The organism is Thermosipho globiformans (genome assembly GCF_003990895.1).
In the GTDB taxonomy this organism is placed as follows: Bacteria; Thermotogota; Thermotogae; order Thermotogales; family Fervidobacteriaceae; genus Thermosipho; species Thermosipho japonicus.
On the sequence record NZ_BHXD01000005.1, the window covers coordinates 18678 to 34901 of the forward strand.

The following is a 16224-nucleotide window of genomic DNA, read 5'->3' on the forward strand; positions in this document are numbered from 1 at the left end:
TTAATCCCTCAATTCTTTACCAGTTAATTTCAAAAATACATCTTCAAGTGTTGGATGTCTGACTGTAAAATTTTCTATTTTGTTTTCTATAAGCTTTTGTATTAAACCATTTGGATCATTTGTTTCAACGAGTGTTCTATTTCCAATAACCTTTCCAAAGTTTTCATACACGCCATCTATTTCTATTATTGTCTCTAAATTAGATTTTTCTATTAATTTTTGCGGAGTATCAAGAGCGACAATTTCCCCATTATCAATTATACAAACCCTATCCGATAAAAATTGAGCTTCTTCCATATAATGTGTTGTCAAAAATATCGTTTTTCCTTTATCTTTAAATTCAAGTATAATATCCCAGATCTTTCTTCTTGATTGAGGATCAAGACCTGTTGTAGGTTCGTCCAAAAAGATAATTTTTGGATCATTTATAAAAGATAGTCCTACAACAAGTCTTTGAAATTGTCCCCCAGAAAGATTTTTGACTCTTTCCTTTTCTTTCTCAACTAGTTCTATCTTTTCTAACACCTCATAAGGATCATATCCATCTTTATAAAAACTTCTAAAAAGTTTTAGAGTTTCAATAACTGTAAGCTCTCTAAAAAGCTCAGTTTTTTGAAGAGAAACTCCTATAACTGACTTTATTTTCTTATCTATTTTTTCCATTTCTTTATTAAAATAATAAATTTTTCCTTCGCTCTTTTCTCTAAGACCAATTAAAATCTCAACAGTGGTTGTTTTTCCAGCACCATTTGGTCCAAGAAGTGAAAAAACTTCTCCCTCCTCAACTTCAAAACTAATACCTTTTAATGCTTCAAATTTTCCATATAATTTTTTTAAATTTTCCACCTTTACTACCATCTAACCACCTACTTTTTCAGTTTCAAAAAGTATCTTGCCACCAATTAAAAGTAAAAACAATCCAAAAACAATTAATATAAATGAATAAATGAAAAACTTAGAGATATTAATTACTTGCATTCCCATTGAAAATTTGAAGATATCAACAATATATTTTACTGGAATAAATAAGCTTAAATTTTTTAAAAATCTTGGAAGAAATTCTAATGGAAAATAAATCCCGGAAAAAAATATAAATACAATATACAAAAACTGAGATACATTAGCCGCGCTTTTTTTGAAAAGAACACTAATTAACGTACCAATTCCAAGCATTCCAATTACAGAAGAAATAAGAGCGATAAAAAAATAAAAAACATTAACCTTCAAAGATATTGAAAATAAAAATGCTCCAATTAACCTTATTATAACTAGAGAAATAAAACTTATAAAAAACTGGGAAATTGAAAAGGAAAAGACAAATGAAAGTGAAGACATAGGAAGCAGTTTTAGTCTTTTTAAAGTGCCCGATCTTTTATATCTATCAAACAAATTAACTACAGAAAACATTCCTATGGACATAATCGAAAGTGCAAATGTACCTATATAAATATTTTCCCTTTGTGAAAAAATTTTATAATTTAACTTTGTCTCTTTTATATTTACCACATTTTTTAATCCAAAAGATTTAACATTATTTACTAACGTATCAATCCACACATCAACCATTGCGCTATTACTGTTTTTGTAAACTATTACTTGATTATCTTTAATCACTGCAACTGCATCATATTTTCTCCTGTCACTTAATAATTTTTCCTCATCATTGTATGACTTCCCATAAATATCTAGATCAATATTAGAAAAATAGGCAAAATTAGCAGTATCTTCGCTGAAAAAAACTAGTGAAAATAAAATAAATAATACTAACGGAAATAAAATATTGAAAAAGAAGGATATTTTGTTTCTAAAATATTCTAAAAATAAAGACTTAGTTAGCATTAATATTTTCATGTGAAATCATCCTTGCAATTTAAAGTATTTTTTAAATTCTTCTTCAAAAATCTGGTGGATATCTTTATCTATATTTACTATTCTAATTTCTTCAATAGTTGTATTATCTTTTAAAAATTCATCAATTGCTTTAGCAAAAATTTGTGCACATCTTCTCACCGGAAAGCCAAAAATACCACTGCTTATTGCAGGAAAAGAAATGGATTTTATCTTTAATTCATCTGCCTTTTTCAAAGAATTTAAAACAGCATCCTTTAAAAGTTTTTCTTCATTATTATTCCCTCCACGCCAGATTGGACCAACTGCATGAATAATATATTTTGCTTTCAAATTACCGCCAGTTGTAACTGCAACATTACCTGTTTTTACCGGGCCATACTTTTCAACATATTCATCACTTTCAAGTTGGATAATGTGTCCACCTTTTTTCAATATTGCACCTGCAACCCCTCCACCATGTTTTAAATGACTGTTTGCAGCATTAACTATCGCATCTGTATCCTGAATTGTGATGTCATCATTTATTAAAACTATTTTCTTGCCATTAAGATTTATCATCATATTGTTTTCCCCCCCTCCACAAAGTTTCTAAAATTTCTAAATTTTTCTTTTCCTTTCCTATTGATTTTGGAGTGTAAAAAACTTTATCTGAAATCTCTTTTGGAAGGTAAGACTTTTTCAAAAATCCACCAAATTTATGCGGATTTTTATAACCACTATCTGGAATATTTAATAGATCACGAGGTACGTCAAGATTCATTGTCTCTTTTGCAACATCTAAGGCTTTTTGGATAGCAAGCGTTGATGAATTGCTCTTTGGAGCAAGTGATAAATATATAACACATTGAGACAAATTAAACATACACTCGGGAAGACCAACAAGTTCCACCGCTTGAGCTGTCGAAGTTGCAACTAAAAGCGCCATTGGATCAGCAAGGCCAATATCTTCACTTGCAAGAATTACAAGTCTTCTTGCAATAAATCTTGGATCTTCCCCACCTTCTATCATCCTAGCCATATAGTAAAGCGCAGCATCAGGATCACTTCCACGAATACTCTTTATAAATGCTGATGCTAAACTATAATGTTCCTTTGCTGTATAAACCCTATTTCCATCCGAAGAATATATTTGTAAAATCTCTTCATCAATTATTTTTTTATCAATGGAAATTGCTATGTCACTCAATATTTCATATAAATTAATCGCAAACCTTCCATCTCCATTTGAAACTCTTGCGATAAAATCTTTTGCATCATCATTTATATCCACTTTCTTCACATTGACAGCTTTCTCGAGCAGCTTAATTATATGCTCTTTCTGCAATTTTTTAAAAGCAACAAGTCTTACACGAGAAAGCAGTGCAGGATTTACCATCTTGTATGGGTTTTCTGTTGTTGCACCTATTAAAACATAATCAAAAGCTTCAACCCCAGGTAAAAATATATCTTGCTGTTTTTTATTAAACCTATGAAATTCATCTATAAATATCAGGATCTTTTTTACATCCTTGACTTTAGCTGCATATTCTAAAATTTTTTTTACTTCTGTAGTTGAGGTTATAGCCGCGTTAAAATGATAAACTTCATAACTTGTGTTCTGTTTGATAACTTCTAGTGTGGAAGTTTTTCCACAACCTGGTGGGCCGTAAAAAATAGCAGAAAATAGGGAATCTTTTTCTATTGCAAGTTTTAAGATTCCCTTTTTACCTAATATATGTTCTTGTCCAACAACATCTTCAAAATTCTTAGGCCTTAAAATTTCGCTTAAACCACTCAACCGTAAACCTCAATCCCTTCTCTATATCCACCTTTGGTTTCCATCTTAACTCTTCAAGTGCCCTTGTATAGCACAAAAGACTCTTTCTTATATCTCCCTTTCTTGGAGGACCATAAACTGGATCTTTTGTGTAACCTGTTATCTTCTTCAAATAGTTAAATAATTGATTAACACTTGTTCCTTGCGAAGTTCCTATGTTTATCTCCATTCCATCTCCGGCCTTAAGTGCTCTTAAATTAGCATCTGCAACATCTTCCACGTAAACATAATCACGAATATACTCGCCATCGCCATTGATTATCACATCTTCACCATTTAGCATTCGCAAAGTAAAAATAGCTACTACTCCAGCTTCTCCAAAAGGATCTTGTCTTGGACCGTACACATTAGCATACCTTAAAACCGTATAGTTTAACCCAAACTCTTTCTTTGCAAATCTTAAATAATTTTCAAATGAAAATTTTGCTATCCCATATGGAGAAATTGGCTTTGGAAATACAGATTCTGGTGTTGGAAAAATATCAACATCATCTCCGTAAATTGCCCCACCAGTCGAAGAAAAAATAAACTTTTTCACTCCATACTTTATGGAATTTTTTAATAACACAAGACTTCCAATTATATTCACATTTGCATCTTCAACTGGATCTTTAACAGATACAGAAACACTCGCCTGTGCTGCAAGGTGAAAAACGTAGGAAAAATTGTGTTCTTTAAATAATTCCTCAATAGTCTTTTCATCTCTAATATCTGCAACAACTAAGGTTGCATTTTTATTTACATTTTCTTTTTTTCCTCTTGATAAATTGTCAACCACAACGACTTCATAACCATTTTCTATCAATTTATCTACAACATGTGAGCCAATAAATCCTGCACCTCCAGTTACTAGTGCTTTCATTAGTCATCCTCCTTCAACCTTATTTTAAGTTTGAGTGCCTCCTTTGGGACATTTTTTATTCCTAATTTTTCTCTTTGCTGTTTTAAAAATTTAATTAATTTCTCCGTCTTAGTCTCGTCAAAATCTATCATTATAGCATAAAATCGTCTTAGCTGCCTTCTTGTTTCACTATCAAGGCCATAAATTAATAGTTCAGCAGCTTGCTGTGCCCATTTTTCCGGAAAGCCTATTACGTACATAAAAAAGTATTTTACTCTAAGCTCTCCATTGTGAATGGTTACAGCAACTCTCCTACCTTTTCTAGTCAATTTAACAAATCCATACCTTTGATGTTCTACATAACCTAGTTCAGCTAACTTTTTCACAGCTGTAGTTACACTCGGATAACTAACATTCTTAACTTTGGCAATTTCAGAAACTCTTGTAACACCATCATTCTTTGATAATTTATAAATAGTTACCAAATAATTTTCTAGGGCTGGTGTTAACTTTTTATCAGCCATTTTCTCTCTCCTTTAAAAATTGATCATAATACTTTCTAACTCTTTTAATATCCTGCCAGGTAAGGTCTTTTGGAGATCCCTTTGCTTTTGATGGATTTCTTAAAAGGTAACTTGGATGGAACATGGGAAAAATTATTATTCCTCCCCTCCATTCAAACTCATTACCTCTAACTTTAGTTATTGCAACACTTTTTCCCAAAAACAATTCAAGAGCAGGTTTTCCAAGAGTTACTATCATTCTAGGATTTATCACTTCAATCTGTGCAAATAAAAAATGAGAACAAATACTTGCTTCTTCCTTTGTAGGAGTTCTATTGTTTGGAGGTCTACATTTAACAATGTTAGTAATATAAACATCTTCACGCTTTATGTTAACAGATTCCAAAATCTTGGTTAGAAGTTGCCCCGCTCTTCCCACAAATGGTCTCCCAGAAAGATCTTCATCTTCACCTGGGCCTTCTCCAACAAACATAATTGGAGAATCTAGATTTCCTTCTCCAGGAACTACATTTGTCCTATTCTCATGCAAGGGACAAGCTTTACAGTTTTTTATACGCTCAACAATAATATCCATCATTTTCTTTTTGGTCATTGTATACCCTCCAAGATTAACATTATCTAACTTTGTTAGTATTATAAATTATATCATAAATATCTTTGTTCACAAAAATCTTTATTTGTTACAAAAAAGAAAAATTTAATTATAAAATAGTAACCGTTTTAACCACAATGATATGATAAAATAAAATTAGTCTCAAAATAATCAAGGAGGTGTAAGAATGTCAAAAAAATGGGTTTATTTTTTTGCTAACAAGCAAGCTGAAGGCCGCGCAGATATGAAAGACATACTTGGCGGAAAAGGCGCAAATCTCGCCGAAATGACTAACCTTGGAATTCCTGTCCCACCAGGATTTACTATCTCAACAGAAGTTTGTAAATATTACTACGATCACGGAAAAACATATCCAGAAGATTTAAAACAACAAGTTGATGAAGCTTTAAAAAGATTAGAAGAAGTAACTGGAAAAAGGCTTGGTGATCCTGAAAGACCATTACTTGTTTCCGTTAGATCAGGTGCTGCAGTATCCATGCCTGGAATGATGGACACCATTTTAAACCTCGGTTTAAACGACGAAACAGTTGTTGGCCTTGCAAAACTAACAAATAATGAAAGATTTGCATATGATGCATACAGAAGATTCTTACAAATGTTCGGTGATACAGCACTTGGAATTCCTCATGCAGAATTTGAAAAAGCACTCGAAAAAAGAAAAGAAGAAAAGGAAGTAAAACTTGACGTTGAACTTGATGCTGATGACCTTAAAGCACTTGTTGAAGACTACAAAGAAATATACAAAAAACACGGAAAAGAATTCCCACAAGACACATACAAGCAACTTTGGGCAGCTATCGATGCAGTATTCGGCTCATGGATGAACGAAAGGGCAATCAAATACAGACAAATTAACAACATAAAAGAAGGAGAACTTCTTGGAACAGCTGTTAATATCGTTACAATGGTATTTGGTAACATGGGTGATGACAGTGGTACAGGAGTTTGTTTCACAAGAAATCCGAATACTGGTGAAAAGAAACCATACGGTGAATTCTTACAAAACGCACAAGGTGAAGATGTTGTTGCAGGTATAAGAACACCAGTTCCACTTGAAGAACTCAAAAAGATAAATGAAGCTGTATATAATGAACTTCTCTCCATCATGGAAAGACTTGAAAAACACTACAGAGATATGCAAGATATTGAATTTACAATCGAAAAAGGAAAGCTCTACATCTTACAAACAAGAAATGGTAAAAGGACAAGCCAAGCTGCAATTAAAATAGCAGTTGATCTTGTCCACGAAGGACTTATAGATAAAGAAACTGCTGTTATGAGAGTAAAACCAGAAGATGTTGAAAGAGTATTGCACCCAAAATTCGATGATGAAGAAGTCAAAAATGCAAAAGTTATTGCAAAAGGTCTTCCAGCATCACCAGGTGCAGCTACTGGTAAAGTATATTTTGACGCTAAAAAAGCAGAAGAAATGCACAAAAATGGTGAATCTGTCATTTTGGTAAGACCTGAAACAAGTCCAGAAGATGTCGGTGGTATGAACGCAGCAGAAGGTATATTAACCGCACGTGGTGGAATGACATCACACGCTGCAGTTGTCGCAAGAGGTATGGGAAAACCAGCAGTTGTTGGTGCAGAAGAAATTGTTGTTGATGAAGAAAAATTAGAATTCAAAGTCGGAGACGTTGTAGTAAAAGAAGGAGAATGGATTTCAATAGATGGTACTACCGGAAACGTATACCTAGGAAAAATAACTACAGTTAAACCACAAGGTCTTGAAGGTGAAGTTGCTGAACTTCTCACATGGGCTGATGAAATTAGGAGACTTGGTGTTAGAACAAACGCTGATGTTCCAAGGGATGCTAAAGTTGCAAGAGAATTTGGTGCCGAAGGTATAGGTCTCTGTAGAACAGAACACATGTTCTTTGAAAAAGACAGAATTCCAAAGGTAAGAAGAATGATCGTTGCAAAAACGAAAGAACAAAGAGAAGCAGCACTTGCAGAACTTCTTCCACTTCAAAAAGAAGACTTCAAAGGATTATTTAGAACAATGAAAGGTTTACCAGTTACTATCAGGTTGATAGATCCTCCACTACATGAATTCTTGCCACATGAAGAAGATCAAATGAAAGAAGTAGCAGAACAAGTAGGTATTACTGTTGAAGAATTAAAATCAGTTGTTGAACAACTTCACGAATTAAACCCAATGCTTGGTCACAGGGGTTGTAGGCTTACAATTACATACCCAGAAATTGCAGTAATGCAAACAAAAGCTATAATTGGTGCAGCTATTGAACTTAAGAAAGAAGAAAATATTGATGTCATTCCAGAAATTATGATCCCACTTGTAGGTCACATTAATGAACTTAAATACGTTAAAAAAGTAGTTAAAGAAACAGCAGATGCATTGATTAAAGAATCAGGAATCGACTTAACATACAAAGTTGGTACAATGATTGAAATTCCAAGAGCAGCTGTAACAGCAGATCAAATTGCTCAAGAAGCAGAATTCTTCAGCTTTGGAACAAACGACCTTACACAAATGACATTCGGATTTAGTCGTGACGATGTTGGAAAGTTCTTACCAGAATACCTTGAAAAAGGTATACTTGAACACGATCCATTCAAGAGCCTTGATTGGGAAGGTGTAGGACAACTAGTCAAGATGGGTACCGAAAAAGGTAAGGCAACAAGAAAAGATCTTAAAGTTGGTGTTTGTGGTGAACACGGTGGAGATCCAAGATCAATTCTATTCTTCGATGCTGCAGGACTTGACTATGTAAGCTGTTCTCCATACAGGGTTCCAGTAGCAAGAATAGCTGCTGCACAAGCAACAATTAAAAACAGAAAATAAAACTTAACATATTAAATAGGGCCCTTTTTGGGCCCTTTCTTATTCGGAGGTGTGTTGATGAGCTTCCTGTTGTTTTCTATAGCAACTTCCATAATACTCTTTTATTTTACCAAATCATATTTATTTTTTAGTATAATTGCTATTGGAATTTACTATCTTATTAGAAATAATATAAAACTTCAAAGTTTATTAAGTCTTACATACGTTCTAATGATCGCACTTTCATTCTTTTCCACAATTCGTGGTTATGATCCAAAAGGTCTTATTCTCCTTTTAATTTCTTGTTTTGTATCAATTTTATATGATATATTTAAATCTCCAATTTGGAGTCTTCCATTGTATCTACTACTTGGAATAAGTATTTCCTTAATTGGAAGTATAAAATATGGAACAATAGGATACTTTTTTGGACTTTTGATTATTCCGATATTTTTAAAAGAATTTAAAAAAAGGGGTGAACAAGATTGAAAACCCTAGTTTTAGCTGCAGGGCTCGGAAAAAGGATGAATTCAAAATATCCTAAAGTTATTCACAAAATTCTTGGAAAGCCAATGATAAATTGGGTAATTGATACTGCTAAAAACTTTGGAGAAGTTGGAGTAGTCTTAGGCCATAAGCATGAAATTGTCGAAAAGGTAATTCCACAAGATGTCAAAATCTTTCTTCAAAATGAGCAACTTGGAACAGCTCATGCAGTAATGTGTGGATTTGATTTTATACCAGAAAACGACAATCTTCTAATTTTATACGGAGATGTTCCTTTCATTTCATACGAAACTTTAAAAAGACTTGAAAAAGAACATATAGAAAGTAACAGTGATGTTACCATATTAACTGCTATATTGGAAAATCCTACTGGATATGGTAGGATAGTTAGAGGTAAAAAAATTGAAATTGTTGAAGACAAAGATGCTGACGAAAACATTAAAAAAATAAAAGAAATTAACACAGGGATTTACATCTTTAAAGGTAAATTTTTAAAAGAAAACATAAAGAAAATAAAAAATGACAATGCACAAAATGAATATTACTTAACAGATATTCTCAAATTTACTGAAAATATTTCAACAGTTACTACTGATGATATAGACGAAGTTACTGGAGTAAATGATAGAATTCAGCTTTCAAAGCTTGAAAAAAGTATGAGAAAAAGAATAAATGAAAAATTAATGAAAGAAGGGGTCAGGATTATAGACCCTGAGAGTGTTTATATAGATATTACCGTAAAAATTGGGAAAGATACTATAATATATCCATTTACATTCATAGAAGGTGAAACAGAAATCGGAGAAGATTGTGTTATAGGGCCAATGACTCGAATAAAAGATTCAAAAATTGGAAATAATGTACATGTAAATAGATCAGAAGTTGAGAAGGCAATTATTGAAGATAATGTATCTGTTGGCCCATTTTCTAGACTCAGAGAAGGAACACATTTAAAATCAAACGTAAAAATTGGAAATTTTGTTGAAACTAAAAAAAGCGTCATAGGTAAAAACACTAAAGCTCAACATTTAACTTATCTTGGTGATGCTACAATAGGTGAAAATGTAAATATTGGAGCGGGAACAATTACCTGTAATTATGATGGGGAAAAGAAACATCCAACTATAATCGAAGATGGTGCCTTTATTGGAAGTAATAATTCACTAGTTGCACCTGTAAAAATTGGAAAAAATTCAATTACCGGAGCAGGTTCAACAATAACGGAAGATGTACCAGAAAATAGTTTGGGCCTTGGCCGTGCAAGACAAGTAGTAATTAAAGATTGGGTATTAAGAAAAAAAGGGGGAAATCAAAATGCAGATAGCAAAAAATGAAATGAAGATCTTTTCAGGAAATGCAAATAGAGAGCTTGCAATAAAAGTTTCAGAATATATAGGAACAAGACTTGCTGATTGTGAAGTTGGAAGATTTGCTGACGGTGAAATAAATGTAAAAATAGGAGAAACTGTAAGAGGACACGATACATTTATAATTCAACCAACTTGTCCTCCTGTAAATGAAAACTTAATGGAATTACTCATAATGATAGATGCTCTTAAAAGAGCTTCCGCAAATAGTATTGCAGTTGTTATACCTTACTATGGGTATGCAAGACAAGATAGAAAAGCAAAAGGTAGAGATCCAATAACAGCAAAACTTGTTGCAAACCTACTGACAGTTGCTGGAGCAACAAGGGTTATGACCGTAGATCTTCATTCTGAACAAATTCAAGGATTCTTTGATATTCCACTTGATAATCTATGGAGCTTTCCAATATTTGCAAAAAAATTAAAAGAGGATAAAATAGTAGATGACGATTATGTAATTGTTTCTCCAGATGTTGGTGGCGTAAAACGTGCTAGACAGTTTGCTGAAAGACTTGGCGGCCCACTTGCAATTCTTGACAAAAGAAGACCTAAAGACAATGTCGCTGAAATATTAAATATAATAGGTGAAGTTGAAGGAAAAACCGCTATAATAGTTGATGATATTGCTGATACAGCAAGATCTTTGGTAAATGCTGCAAAAGCTATCAAAGAAAAAGGTGCAAAAAGGGTAATTGCATGTATAACACACCCTGTGCTATCAGATGGTGCGATTGAAAGAATTCAAAATTCTGAAATTGAAAAGATATATATTTCCGACTCGATCAGCCATAGCAACTTGCCTGACAAATTTAGTGTAGTTTCTCTTGCACCACTTTTAGGTGAGGCTATTGTTAGGGTAAGAAAGAACCTATCAATCAGTATATTGTTTAGACAATAATAACCCATAAAAATAAAAAAAGGAGGTTTTAAAGTATGGAAAAGCACGCACTTGAGGCCCTTGTAAGAAGTGTTGTTGGAAAGAAAAGGGCAGTAAGAAGACTAAGAAGACAAGGTTTTGTTCCAGGTGTCGTATACGGACCAGATATCGAACCACTCTCTATTTCTATTAAAAGATCAAATCTTATTAAACTCTTTCATGAAGTTACAGAAGCAAGTATCATAAGCCTTACTGTTAAGGACGAAAATGGTAAAGAAGTATTCTCACATGATGTATTTATCAAAAATGTTCAATATGACAAACTAACAGATGAAGTTAAACATGTTGACTTCTACGCTCCAGAAAAAGGACACAAAATGAAAATTAACTTACCACTCGAGTTTGTTGGAAAAGCAAAAGGTGAAGAAAAAGGTGGTGTTCTTGAAATTCATCACCACGAACTCCCTGTTGAAACACTTCCAAATGCAGTAATTGAAAAGCTTGAAATTGACGTAAGCAATTTAGATCTCGGTCAAGCACTATACGTTAAAGATCTTAAACTTCCAGAAGGTATGGAAGCAGAACTAGATGGTGAAGAAATTATTGCAATTGTTTCTGCTCCAAGTGGTCTTGAAGTTGAAGAAGCAACAGGTGAAGAAGAAGAAAGTGCCGAACCAGAAGTTATAGAGAAAGGTAAGAAGGAGGAAGAATAATATTTACCTAGTTGTAGGCCTTGGAAATCCTGGTCCACGTTATGCCTTCACAAGGCATAACGTGGGCTTTATGTTTATTGACAGAATTTGTAATAATTTTAAAAAACAAAATAACTACGAGTATTGTCAAAAAACTCTTTTTGGAAAAGATATTTTATTTGTAAAACCACTTACCTATATGAACCTAAGTGGTGAAATTTTTCGTTATTTAAATAAAGAAGATTTTAGTGATATAATAGTTGTATACGACGACGTTAATTTACCTTTAGGAAAAATAAGAATTAGAAAAAGTGGATCTTCTGGTGGTCATAATGGAATTAAGTCTCTAATAGGTTATCTAGGAGAAGATTTTAAAAGAATAAGAATTGGAATTGGGCCTATTCCCGAAAATGAAAATCTTGTAGACTTTGTACTTGGAGAATTTAAAGAAGATGAATTAAAAGTCTTGGACAAAGTTCTCGACCTATCTATAGATGCTTTATACACAATTTTTAAAGATGGTATTGATAAAGCCATGAGTTTGTATAACTCTCAAGAGGTGAAATTGTGAGCAAATGTGAAAGGTGTGGAAAAGAAGCAGAACTTGTTATACAAACCTTTGTAAACTTTGTTCCAAAAAGTATATCTATATGCAAAAAATGCCTTAAAGAAACCCTTTTATACGATACAACCAATTATACCAAAGCTGGTATTGAACTTTTAGCGGCACATGTTGATTACATTGAAGAAACACAATCAGATTCTTCAACATATCAATTCAAAAAAAATAACTTGGAAATAATCTCCTTGATGCCTCTTGCAGTTCAATCTGTTATGTTTAAACAAGATGAACTTACTAAGCAAAGAATTACAAAAGACTTAAAAAGTAGAAAAATTTACTTTTTAAAACAGAAATTAGAAAAAGCTGTTAAAAATGAAAACTATGAACTTGCAAAGCACATAAAAGAAATTTTAGACAGCCTTGACAATCTCTCCGAAATTTAACCTCATATTTTGTTTTAGCTTCCCAAAATGATATAATTCCTATTGATATGACAATAATTGTTATTTTATTTATACTAATTTTCAACATTTTCCCTATCTTCTATGGTATTTTTTCCTCCATTTATATCAACAACTCATTTTCATTTTCTGCTCTCTTTCAAACACTAGGAGCAAAATATTTTTATATAAGCCTTTTAATTACCATACTTTACGCTCTTTTTAGTGCTTTTATTTCAACATATGTTTCTCTTTATATTTCTAGATTAATAAAATTCAGCAAATTTGCCTTCATATTCCTCGTAATTGGATGGACAATCCCACCATATATTGGTGTTCCTGTTTGGAGAACTTTTTTTGAAAAATATACAGATATTTATATAAATCCAATAACTTCTTTTATTTCAGCAATTCTTATTTCTAGCTGGTTTTTGATTCCTTTTACTAGCTTTTTCCTTTACACTTTTTCAGAAACTCAAAATAAAAAATATCTTGAAAGTTTTCTGCTCGAATCAAATAAAATAGATATTTATTACAAAAAAATAGTCGTTCCAAATATAAAAGGTGCTATCTATTCTGCATTTATATTGAATTTTTTAAAGGCATTTAAAGATTTTCAGGTTCCATGGCTCTTAGCAGAAGGAGGTGCACCTCTAAGCTTTGGAATAACCGATAAAGGAATAATTGGTGCAACTACTAACCTTGAGGTTTTAATCTACAAACTCTTTAATTTTGAAAGTGATATTTCACAAGTTTCCTCCATTTCTCTATTAACAATATTAATAATAACCTCTGTTTACCTTCTTTCTAGAAAATTAAATTCAAAGATTAAAATGAACATTTCATATTTTTCAAAAACCCTTTCATACCTTTGGATCTTTTCAATAATTTACTTTTTCTACATACTATTAACCCTTGCTTTTTCAGATTCTCAAAGCATCTATTTAAAAGGCAATTTCACACTCAAAAATTTCAAGTATATCCTTGATGATGGCATAGTCAAATCCTTTTCAAATACCATGCTAATTGCAATTATAACCTCACTATTAAGTATAATACTTTCAATGTATCTTGCATACTTTTTGCTGAACATTAAAAACGGTGAAAATATACTAAACTTTTTTAATTTTCTAAAAATCTTTTCTGGCTTACATATTATTATCTTTATCTTCTATATCTATTCCAAATTGAGATTACTAAATACATTTACCTCTGTTATCTTAATGTTAGTAGCAAAAAATTTACCATTTTTGTCATTACTGTCATACCACTATTTCAAAAATTTTCCAGAAGATCTATTCTTACTTGCAAAGTTAGATAACATACCCAAAAATACTTTCTTTTTCAAAATACTACTTCCAAATAGCTCCCCACTTGTTTCGTCCTTATTTTTACTTTCAACATTAAACTCTTTTAATGCATTTTTACCACCTTTAGTTTTTCTATTCGATGAAAGTAAATACACGCTAAGTATAAAGTTATACTCTTACGTTGGAGCTGCAAGCACACATTATCCACAATGGAATTTATTTGGTGCTGCATCATTTGCAACATTTTTAATTTTATTAATTTTAACTTTTTTCCTACTAAAAATTTCTAAAATTTCGTATATAAAATATCTTTGATAAAAGGGGAGGTAGATTCTATGAAAAAGGCTTTTGTAGTTATATTCATAATTTCTTCAGTATTATTATTTTCCTACATTGTAACTCCTAAAAACTTTACTTCTGGAAAATATAGAGTTATAGAACTTATTCCACCTTTTGAAAAAATTGAGGCTATATCATTAATTTCAAATGATGGAAAAGAAAATATTTCTTTATACGATTTAATTGAAATAAAAAATGGTAACTTTTATTTTAAAGGAAATAAGTTCACAAAGATGGAAGTTAATGCAAAATTTTTGGAAAATACACAAAGAGAAATCTGGCTTTCTTGGGAAGGAGCAAATGATATAAAAGAATATATAGAAAAATACTCTAAAATGCATGATTTAAATATGAAAGTTCTTGAGGTTCCAAAAATTTCAAGCAAACTTATTACAATGAGCAAATCAAATGTCAAACTACCTGATGTAATAATGACAAGTGCATTTGACTATCCAACATACAAAGAATTAAATATAGTCAAAGGAAAACTCTACCATTATTACTATGACACACAGATAGTCTATGTGCAAAAAGACATTAATGTAGATCCGAAAAGCTGGAACTTAAAAACTGTTGAAAAAATTGTGCAGGATACAAACAAAAAAATTGCAATAAATCCAATAAGTGCATATTGGTTTTCTACATTTTTAATGGGATACGGAAAAATACCACTAATTTCAGGCACCTTTATACTAACTGATGAAAACACTATTAATGCTTTTAATATAGTCAAAAAATGGTATGAAAATAACTATTTTGATTTTTTAAATAAGCAAGCACAAATAGCATTTTTTGTAAATAAAAAAGTTTCTTTAATGTTTCAAGGATCATTTTTGCTTCCACTAATCTCAGAAAAAATGGAAGATTTTAACATTTTGCCCCTTCCAAAACCTCTAGTACCTTTTAAAGACTATAAAGCATTTGTCTCTACAAAAGATGGCGATGAACATTTTACTTACTGGCTTTACCTACTTTTAAATAACCCAGATTTTAAAAAGTACTTTGCAGATAAATACACCAAATTTTTTGATGATTATATTCCTGAAGGAAAATTCAAGAACGTCTTTGAAAGCACTCAAAAAGTAGCCCAGCCAATTCCGTTTGACAAAAGATATGTAAAATTTCACAAAAATGTCTCAGATATTCTTAAATTGATGTTATTCAACAAAATTTCACTGCAAGATGGTTTGAAAAAACTTGAGGAGATAGTAAATGAATAATTATATAATCTGGCTTGTTGGAAAAAGAAAGACTGGAAAATCAACTATAGCAAAAGAGATTAATAAATATTTTACCGAAAAGTCTCTTCCCTCAATTGTACTTGAGGGGAGAGACATTTTTAAAAATGTTAGCATACAAATAGAAGAGAGAATAAAAATCCTTGCAAATACTGCATTTTTATTTTCAAAGTTAGGTTACATAGTTATTGTTCCAGCTGTTTCTCCAAAAAGAAGTATAAGAGAGATGATAAAAAAAATATCACCTGTACCATTTTTTGAGATATTTCTCACTTGCAATGAAGTAATAAGAAAAAAGAGAATAAATTCTTCGGATAATTTTCAAATTTATGTTGACAAGATATTTGAAGATCCTGTAAATCCAGACCTTGTAATTGATACTTCACTTCACAAAGTAAATGAATGTGCTAAAATAATAATAGATTACGTAGACAAAAATATACAAGGAGTATAAAA

General features: G+C 31.6%; 17 protein-coding genes. 10 read left to right on the plus strand and 7 right to left on the minus strand.

From position 1 onward, the window contains the following. The 7 genes from EO083_RS04850 to EO083_RS04880 are packed head-to-tail and all read right to left on the minus strand — an operon-like array spanning position 1 to position 5624. On the minus strand, positions 1-858 hold the full coding sequence (locus EO083_RS04850; protein ID WP_126993054.1) for an ABC transporter ATP-binding protein: 858 nt from the start codon (positions 856-858) through the stop codon (positions 1-3). Then, a complete protein-coding gene (locus EO083_RS04855) occupies positions 859-1851 on the minus strand; it encodes an ABC transporter permease (protein WP_126993055.1) in 993 nt (330 codons plus the stop codon). It lies immediately after the preceding gene. Between the two features lie 6 nt (positions 1852-1857). Next, the gene (locus EO083_RS04860) at positions 1858-2412 is read right to left on the minus strand and encodes a macro domain-containing protein (RefSeq protein WP_126993056.1); all 555 of its coding nucleotides are present in this window, start codon (positions 2410-2412) and stop codon (positions 1858-1860) included. Further along, the gene (locus tag EO083_RS04865; RefSeq protein WP_126993057.1) at positions 2396-3628 is read right to left on the minus strand and encodes a replication-associated recombination protein A; all 1233 of its coding nucleotides are present in this window, start codon (positions 3626-3628) and stop codon (positions 2396-2398) included. Before EO083_RS04865 ends, EO083_RS04860 begins: the two co-directional genes overlap by 17 nt. Further along, the gene (locus EO083_RS04870; RefSeq protein ID WP_126993058.1) at positions 3597-4529 is read right to left on the minus strand and encodes an SDR family NAD(P)-dependent oxidoreductase; all 933 of its coding nucleotides are present in this window, start codon (positions 4527-4529) and stop codon (positions 3597-3599) included. Before EO083_RS04870 ends, EO083_RS04865 begins: the two co-directional genes overlap by 32 nt. Further along, the gene (locus tag EO083_RS04875) at positions 4529-5032 is read right to left on the minus strand and encodes a metal-dependent transcriptional regulator (RefSeq protein WP_126993059.1); all 504 of its coding nucleotides are present in this window, start codon (positions 5030-5032) and stop codon (positions 4529-4531) included. Before EO083_RS04875 ends, EO083_RS04870 begins: the two co-directional genes overlap by 1 nt. After that, positions 5025-5624 (minus strand): uracil-DNA glycosylase, encoded by a 600-nt coding sequence (locus EO083_RS04880; RefSeq protein WP_126993060.1) that lies wholly within the window; start codon positions 5622-5624, stop codon positions 5025-5027. Before EO083_RS04880 ends, EO083_RS04875 begins: the two co-directional genes overlap by 8 nt. A gap of 187 nt (positions 5625-5811) precedes the next feature. On the opposite strand from EO083_RS04880, the gene ppdK reads away from it, so the two are divergent. Genes ppdK through EO083_RS04930 form a run of 10 tightly spaced genes read left to right on the plus strand, consistent with a single transcriptional unit; the run spans position 5812 to position 16222 of the window. Further along, on the plus strand, positions 5812-8457 hold the full coding sequence (ppdK, locus tag EO083_RS04885) for a pyruvate, phosphate dikinase (protein ID WP_126993061.1): 2646 nt from the start codon (positions 5812-5814) through the stop codon (positions 8455-8457). 57 nt (positions 8458-8514) lie between these two features. After that, positions 8515-8925, plus strand: a complete 411-nt coding sequence (locus EO083_RS04890) for a hypothetical protein (RefSeq protein ID WP_126993062.1) — start codon at positions 8515-8517, stop codon at positions 8923-8925. Continuing rightward, complete coding sequence (glmU, locus tag EO083_RS04895) at positions 8922-10277, plus strand: bifunctional UDP-N-acetylglucosamine diphosphorylase/glucosamine-1-phosphate N-acetyltransferase GlmU (protein ID WP_126993063.1); 1356 nt, start codon at positions 8922-8924, stop codon at positions 10275-10277. The genes EO083_RS04890 and glmU overlap by 4 nt, the downstream gene beginning before the upstream one ends. Beyond that, the gene (locus EO083_RS04900) at positions 10258-11208 is read left to right on the plus strand and encodes a ribose-phosphate pyrophosphokinase (protein WP_012579546.1); all 951 of its coding nucleotides are present in this window, start codon (positions 10258-10260) and stop codon (positions 11206-11208) included. The genes glmU and EO083_RS04900 overlap by 20 nt, the downstream gene beginning before the upstream one ends. A gap of 35 nt (positions 11209-11243) precedes the next feature. Next, the gene (locus EO083_RS04905) at positions 11244-11900 is read left to right on the plus strand and encodes a 50S ribosomal protein L25 (RefSeq protein ID WP_126993064.1); all 657 of its coding nucleotides are present in this window, start codon (positions 11244-11246) and stop codon (positions 11898-11900) included. 1 nt (position 11901) lies between these two features. Continuing rightward, complete coding sequence (gene pth / locus EO083_RS04910; protein WP_126993065.1) at positions 11902-12450, plus strand: aminoacyl-tRNA hydrolase; 549 nt, start codon at positions 11902-11904, stop codon at positions 12448-12450. After that, positions 12447-12884: a UvrB/UvrC motif-containing protein gene (locus tag EO083_RS04915; protein WP_126993066.1), complete on the plus strand. Its 438-nt coding sequence runs from the start codon at positions 12447-12449 to the stop codon at positions 12882-12884. The genes pth and EO083_RS04915 overlap by 4 nt, the downstream gene beginning before the upstream one ends. 47 nt (positions 12885-12931) lie before the next feature. Next, complete coding sequence (locus EO083_RS04920) at positions 12932-14506, plus strand: ABC transporter permease subunit (RefSeq protein WP_126993067.1); 1575 nt, start codon at positions 12932-12934, stop codon at positions 14504-14506. A gap of 20 nt (positions 14507-14526) precedes the next feature. After that, positions 14527-15750: a type 2 periplasmic-binding domain-containing protein gene (locus EO083_RS04925; RefSeq protein WP_126993068.1), complete on the plus strand. Its 1224-nt coding sequence runs from the start codon at positions 14527-14529 to the stop codon at positions 15748-15750. Then, positions 15743-16222, plus strand: coding sequence for an adenylyl-sulfate kinase (locus EO083_RS04930; protein ID WP_126993069.1), 480 nt, complete (start codon positions 15743-15745; stop codon positions 16220-16222). Before EO083_RS04925 ends, EO083_RS04930 begins: the two co-directional genes overlap by 8 nt. Positions 16223-16224: the final 2 nt, after the last annotated feature.